Annotated in this window: 6 protein-coding genes; 5 read left to right on the forward strand and 1 reads right to left on the reverse strand. The window is 65.2% G+C overall.

Annotated features, from left to right (window positions below; all coding sequences use genetic code 11):
• The first annotated feature begins 54 nt into the window (after positions 1–54).
• From pqqB to pqqF, 5 genes are read left to right on the forward strand one after another with little or no spacing between them, the layout of a single operon-like run.
• A complete protein-coding gene (pqqB, locus tag KHQ24_RS09710; protein WP_211777248.1) occupies positions 55–981 on the forward strand; it encodes a pyrroloquinoline quinone biosynthesis protein PqqB in 927 nt (308 codons plus the stop codon).
• Positions 975–1,730: a pyrroloquinoline-quinone synthase PqqC gene (pqqC, locus tag KHQ24_RS09715; protein WP_004143685.1), complete on the forward strand. Its 756-nt coding sequence runs from the start codon at positions 975–977 to the stop codon at positions 1,728–1,730. The genes pqqB and pqqC overlap by 7 nt, the downstream gene beginning before the upstream one ends.
• A gap of 2 nt (positions 1,731–1,732) precedes the next feature.
• Positions 1,733–2,011 carry a pyrroloquinoline quinone biosynthesis peptide chaperone PqqD gene (gene pqqD, locus KHQ24_RS09720; protein ID WP_004202592.1) on the forward strand — a complete coding sequence of 93 codons (279 nt, stop codon included), beginning with the start codon at positions 1,733–1,735 and terminating at the stop codon, positions 2,009–2,011.
• Positions 1,998–3,140, forward strand: a complete 1,143-nt coding sequence (gene pqqE, locus KHQ24_RS09725; protein WP_211777249.1) for a pyrroloquinoline quinone biosynthesis protein PqqE — start codon at positions 1,998–2,000, stop codon at positions 3,138–3,140. The genes pqqD and pqqE overlap by 14 nt, the downstream gene beginning before the upstream one ends.
• A complete protein-coding gene (pqqF, locus tag KHQ24_RS09730; protein WP_211777250.1) occupies positions 3,140–5,425 on the forward strand; it encodes a pyrroloquinoline quinone biosynthesis protein PqqF in 2,286 nt (761 codons plus the stop codon). Before pqqE ends, pqqF begins: the two co-directional genes overlap by 1 nt.
• On the opposite strand, the gene KHQ24_RS09735 is transcribed toward pqqF, so the two are convergent.
• Positions 5,422–6,159, reverse strand: coding sequence for a glutamine amidotransferase (locus KHQ24_RS09735; RefSeq protein ID WP_017900545.1), 738 nt, complete (start codon positions 6,157–6,159; stop codon positions 5,422–5,424). The two genes, pqqF and KHQ24_RS09735, sit on opposite strands and share 4 nt — an antisense overlap.
• Between the last annotated feature and the right edge of the window lie 227 nt (positions 6,160–6,386).

Here is a 6,386-nt window from a genome sequence, read left to right on the forward strand (position 1 = left end):
TCGCCCCGCCCGCCGTTCGCGCGGGCATCTTTTTACATTACCCGGTCCGTCTTCATGTTCATTAAAGTCCTCGGTTCCGCCGCCGGTGGCGGTTTCCCGCAATGGAACTGCAACTGCGCCAACTGCCAGGGTCTGCGCGACGGCACGATCCAGGCCAGCGCCCGCACCCAGTCGTCGATCATCGTCAGCGATAACGGTCAGGAGTGGGTGCTGTGCAACGCCTCGCCGGATATCAGTCAGCAGATTGCCCACACGCCCGAGTTAAATAAAGCCGGCGTGCTGCGCGGAACGCATATCGGCGGCATTATTCTCACCGACAGCCAGATCGACCACACCACCGGGTTACTGAGCCTGCGCGAAGGCTGCCCGCACCAGGTGTGGTGCACCCCGGAGGTCCATGAGGATCTCTCCACCGGTTTCCCGGTGTTTACCATGCTGCGACACTGGAACGGCGGCCTGGTGCATCACCCCATCGCGCCGCAGCAGCCTTTTACCGTTGACGCCTGTCCGGATTTGCAGTTTACCGCGGTGCCTATCGCCAGCAACGCGCCGCCCTATTCGCCGTATCGCGACCGGCCGCTGCCGGGCCATAACGTGGCGCTGTTTATCGAAAACCGCCGCAACGGGCAGGCGCTGTTCTACGCACCGGGGCTCGGTGAACCGGATAAGACCATTCTGCCATGGCTGCAAAAAGCGGATTGTCTGCTGATCGATGGCACCGTCTGGCAGGATGACGAACTGCAGGCCGCCGGCGTTGGGCGCAATACCGGCCGCGATATGGGCCACCTGGCGCTCGGTGATGAGCACGGGATGATGGCCCTGCTGGCCTCCCTGCCGGCAAAACGTAAAATTCTTATTCATATCAATAACACCAACCCGATCCTTAACGAGCGGTCTCCCCAGCGCCAGGCGCTGACGCAACAGGGGATTGAAGTGAGCTGGGACGGGATGGCTATCACCCTTCAGGAAACCGCATGCTGATCACCGACACGCTGTCGCCGCAGGCCTTTGAAGAGGCCCTGCGGGCCAAAGGCGCCTTCTACCATATTCACCACCCTTACCACATTGCCATGCATAACGGCGACGCGACCCGCGAGCAAATTCAGGGCTGGGTGGCGAACCGGTTTTACTACCAGACCACCATTCCGCTGAAAGACGCGGCGATCATGGCCAACTGCCCGGACGCGCAGACCCGGCGCAAATGGGTGCAGCGGATCCTCGACCACGATGGCAGCCATGGCGAGGACGGCGGGATTGAAGCCTGGCTGCGGCTGGGAGAAGCGGTCGGTCTGAGCCGCGACGATCTGCTCAGCGAGCGCCACGTCTTGCCCGGCGTGCGCTTCGCGGTGGATGCCTATCTTAATTTCGCCCGTCGCGCCTGCTGGCAGGAGGCGGCCTGCAGCTCTCTGACCGAGCTGTTCGCCCCGCAGATCCATCAGTCGCGCCTCGACAGTTGGCCGCAGCACTACCCGTGGATCAAAGAGGAAGGCTATTTTTACTTCCGCAGCCGTCTGAGCCAGGCCAACCGCGACGTGGAGCATGGCCTGGCGCTGGCGAAGGCCTACTGCGACAGCGCTGAAAAACAGAACCGGATGCTGGAGATCCTGCAGTTTAAGCTCGACATTTTATGGTCGATGCTTGACGCCATGACCATGGCCTATGCCCTGCAGCGCCCGCCCTATCATACGGTCACCGACAAGGCGGCCTGGCACACGACCCGACTGGTGTAACCATGCAAAAAACCTCCATCGTCGCCTTTCGTCGCGGCTACCGTCTGCAGTGGGAAGCTGCCCAGGAGAGCCATGTGATCCTCTATCCGGAGGGAATGGCTAAACTCAATGAGACCGCCGCGGCGATCCTCGAGCTGGTGGACGGCCGGCGTGACGTCGCGGCAATTATCGCCGTGCTCAACGAACGCTTCCCGGAAGCCGGAGGCGTCGATGACGACGTCATCGAGTTCCTGCAGATAGCCTGTCAACAGAAGTGGATCACCTGCCGTGAGCCAGAGTAAACCCGCCGTCAATCCGCCGCTGTGGCTGCTGGCGGAGCTAACCTACCGCTGCCCGCTGCAGTGCCCCTACTGTTCGAATCCGCTGGACTTCGCCCAGCAGGACAAGGAGCTGACCACCGAACAATGGATCGAGGTCTTTCGCCAGGCGCGGGCGATGGGCAGCGTACAGCTGGGCTTTTCCGGCGGCGAGCCGCTGACCCGTAAAGATCTGCCAGAGCTGATCCGCGCCGCGCGCGACCTCGGATTCTATACCAACCTGATCACCTCCGGCATAGGGCTGACGGAGAGCAAACTCGACGCCTTCAGCGAGGCCGGGCTGGACCATATCCAGATTAGCTTCCAGGCCAGCGATGAGGTGCTCAACGCTGCGCTGGCCGGTAACAAAAAAGCCTTCCAGCAGAAGCTGGCGATGGCCAGGGCGGTAAAAGCGCGCGACTACCCGATGGTGCTCAACTTCGTTCTTCACCGGCACAACATCGATCAGCTGGATAAAATTATCGCGCTGTGCATTGAGCTGGAAGCGGATGACGTTGAGCTGGCCACCTGTCAGTTCTACGGTTGGGCGTTCCTCAATCGCGAGGGGCTGCTGCCGACCCGGGAACAGATCGCCCGCGCCGAGCAAGTGGTCGCCGACTACCGGCAGAAAATGGCCGCCAGCGGCAATCTCACCAACCTGCTGTTTGTCACCCCGGACTATTACGAAGAGCGGCCGAAAGGCTGCATGGGCGGCTGGGGATCGATTTTCCTCAGCGTTACCCCGGAAGGCACCGCCCTGCCGTGCCACAGCGCGCGTCAGCTGCCGGTGGCGTTTCCGTCGGTGCTGGAGCAGAGCCTGGAGTCGATCTGGTATGACTCGTTCGGCTTCAATCGCTACCGCGGGTATGACTGGATGCCGGAGCCGTGCCGCTCCTGTGATGAAAAAGAGAAAGACTTCGGCGGCTGCCGCTGCCAGGCCTTTATGCTGACCGGCAGCGCCGATAACACCGACCCGGTGTGCAGCAAATCGCCGCATCATCACAAAATCCTCGACGCCCGGCGCGAAGCGGCCTGCAGCGACATAAAAGTCAGCCAGCTGCAGTTCCGCAACCGTACCCGCTCGCAGCTGATCTACAAAACCCGGGACCTGTAATGACGCTGGCGACACGCACCGTCACGTTGCCGGGCGGCCTGCAGGCCACCCTGGTCCATCAGCCGCATGCCGATCGCGCCGCGGCCCTGGCGCGGGTCGCCGCCGGCAGCCACCACGAACCATCGCGCTTTCCCGGTCTGGCGCACCTGCTGGAGCATCTGCTGTTTTACGGCGGTGAGCGCTACCGGGATGATGACCGGCTGATGGGCTGGGTGCAGCGCCAGGGCGGAAGCGTGAATGCCACCACCCTGGCCCGCCACAGCGCGTTCTTTTTCGAGGTCGCCGCCGATGGTCTGGCTGACGGTGTCGCGCGTCTACAGGAGATGCTGCAGGCGCCGCGGCTGCTCAGGGAAGATATTCAGCGTGAAGTGGCGGTGATTGACGCCGAGTACCGCCTGATCCAGCAGCATGAGCCGTCGCGCCGGGAAGCCGCCGTGCGTCACGCCGCCAGCGCGCCCGCGGCCTTTCGCCGCTTTCAGGTAGGCAGTGCCGACGCGCTGGCGGGCGATCGCCCTGCACTGCAGGCGGCGTTACGTGATTTTCACCGCACCCATTACGTCGCCCGGCGGATGCAGCTCTGGCTGCAAGGGCCGCAGTCGCTGGAGGCGCTCGGCGAGCTGGCGGCCCGTTTCGCCGTCGGGCTTGCCGCAGGCGAGGCTCCACCGCCGGCGCCGCCGCTGCGCCTGGGCGAATCCACTGCACTGCAGCTGGCGGTCTCCAGCCAGCCCGCGCTGTGGCGCTGCCCGCTGATCGCCTTAAGTGACAACGTCACGTTATTGCGCGAGTTTTTGCTTGATGAAGCCCCTGGCAGCCTGATGGCCGGGCTGCGCCAGCGTGGCCAGGCGCAAGAGGTGGCGCTGAGCTGGCTGTATCAGGATCGGCACGTCGGCTGGCTGGCGCTGGTCTTCGCCAGCGACCGGCCGGAACAGGTCGACCAGCAGATAACCCACTGGCTGCAGGCGCTACGGCAGACGACGCCAGACCAGCAGCAACACTACTATCAGCTGTCCTGGCGCCGTTTTCAAACGCTGTCGCCCCTCGATCAGCTGCGCCAGCGGGCATTCGGCTTTGCCCCCGGCGGGCCGCCCGTCGGGTTCGCCGATTTTTGCGCCGCCCTGCAGGCCGCCCCCACGGTCAGCCTGGCCTGCCAGACCATTTCCCCAGGGGAGCCTGTTGCCACCCAGGGCTTTAGCCTGCCGCTTAGCCGGTGGTGGCGCCGCCCGGTCTCTGACCCGGCGCTGGAATTCGCTTTTTATCCGCAAGCCGCTGGCGGCCTCGCCGCGGAAAACCCGGAGAAAGCTGCGCCGCTGCTCCATCTCCCGTCACCGGGCGAGCCGCCGAGGCTCCTGCTCCGACCGCCCTTCTACTGCTCGTCCGATCTGGCCGAAGGGCTGGCGCGCGGGGAACAGCTGCGCCCGCTGCTCGCCGCGCTCCGCCACGCCGGGGGCCGCGGCGAGTGGCATCGCGTCGACGGCAGCTGGCAGTTGCTCCTGCAGTGGCCAGCGTCCGGCCAACGGCCGGCGGCGATTCTGCAGGCCATTGTGCGGCAGCTCGCACTCCCGGTCGCCCCGCTGGCCCCGCCGCCGGAGAGTATTGCTATCCGTCATCTCATGGCTTTGCTCCCCGATCGGTTGGGCGCATCAGGGCTTCAGGAAGGTTGGCTGGCGGCCCTGACCGGCGGCAGCGCAGAGGATGCGCAGTGGATCGCGCGCCAGCTGAGCCTGCTTAGCGCCCGGGTTAACCCGCCGGGCAACCTCCCCGTCCCCTGCCGCCGCGGCGTCGAACGGCTGACTTTCCCCGGGGGCGATACAGCGCTGCTGGTCTTTATTCCGCTGCCGGAAGGCGCCTCGCTGGCGGCCCTGCGGGTGCTGGCGCAGCGCTGTGAGCCACTCTTTTTCCAGCGCCTGCGGGTGGAGCAGCAGATCGGCTATGTGGTGAGCTGCCGCTATCATCGCGTCGCCGATCGCGACGGGCTGCTGATGGCGCTCCAGTCCCCGGATCGCCGCGCCGTGGCGCTGCTGCGCTGTTGCAACACCTTTTTGCGCCAGCTGCCGCCGCTGGATGAAGCGACCTTCAGGCCGCTACAGCAGCGCCTGGCCGCACAGGTTCGCACCCGGACGCCGCCCGAGGCGCAAGCGCTGGCCGTCCTGCGTCAGAAGTATGGTTTAGCGGAGCTGACGCCGCAGGCGGCTGACGCGCTGCGCGTTGAAGAGGTCGACGACCTGGCCTACGAGATGTCCCGCCGTCGTCGCCGCTGGCGGGTACTGTTCACTGCCGGGGATTAATGGCCGGGGGCATCAGGGGGCAGATAGGCACTGACGAAGCGCGAGAGGATCGCCGCGGCCTGCGGGCTCTCCTGCACTTCATCGTGTAATCGTTTCGCGTCGATGCCCTCCGCCTGCAGCACCGCCTCCCGGTAGCGGATCAGCGAGCGGGCAATCGGCGCGGTGAATTCCGGGTGAAACTGCGTGGAGACCGCGTGCGGCCCGTAGCGCACGATCTGGTGGGGATCGTGGGAGGTTGCGGCCAGCACCGTGGCCCCCTCCGGCAGACGGGTCACGGTTTGCAAATGGCTCAGATGCGCGGGAAATGCGGCCGGCAGGCCCCGCAGCAGCGGGTCGTCGACACCCCACGGCGATAGCGAAACAGTCTGGCTGCCGCTTTCCCGTCCGGCGGGATGATACGCCACCTCGCCCCCCAGGGCATGAGCCATCAGCTGATGGCCATAGCAAACGCCGAACAGCGGCATGCCGATAGCCACCGCCTGACGGATCCAGTCGGCGGTCCGTTCGCTCCATGCCAGACGGTCGGTCACCATCGCCCAGGAGCCGGTCAGCACCGCCACCGTCTGGCGATCCGGCGCCGGCAGCGGCTCGTCCTCAAACACCCGTACCGCGGTGAGCTGCGCCTGCCACGGCGCCAACAGCGTGCGGAACCAGCGCGGCAGATCGCCATGCTCCTCACGGATGGCTGCCGGCGGCGTCCCGGTCTGAACCAGCAATAATCGGTTACGTGTCACCCTTCCTCCTCGCTCGTCATGTTCCCTAAAATACTATGCCGCCGGGAAGATGACGGGACAAATAACCAATTTCTATGAACGATGCGCCTGCGGAATAAGTCCAGCCGCTTACTGGGCGTCCGCGCTCTCCCGCTGCGGCACGTCGGCTGCGGCCGCCGGCGCCTGCTGCGGGACAAAAATATGGTCCAGAATGGCGCGCGCCGTCGGTCCGGCCACCACCCCATCCC

This window comes from Klebsiella sp. 54 (genome assembly GCF_018223875.1).
GTDB lineage: Bacteria > Pseudomonadota > Gammaproteobacteria > Enterobacterales > Enterobacteriaceae > Klebsiella > Klebsiella quasipneumoniae.

What these genes read in the sequence shown, in the direction of transcription:
- pqqB (WP_211777248.1), top strand. Translation starts at nt 55, where the DNA reads ATGTTCATTAAAGTCCTCGGTTCCGCCGCCGGTGGCGGTTTCCCGCAA.
- pqqC (WP_004143685.1), top strand. Translation starts at nt 975, where the DNA reads ATGCTGATCACCGACACGCTGTCGCCGCAGGCCTTTGAAGAGGCCCTG.
- pqqD (WP_004202592.1), top strand. Translation starts at nt 1,733, where the DNA reads ATGCAAAAAACCTCCATCGTCGCCTTTCGTCGCGGCTACCGTCTGCAG.
- pqqF (WP_211777250.1), top strand. Translation starts at nt 3,140, where the DNA reads ATGACGCTGGCGACACGCACCGTCACGTTGCCGGGCGGCCTGCAGGCC.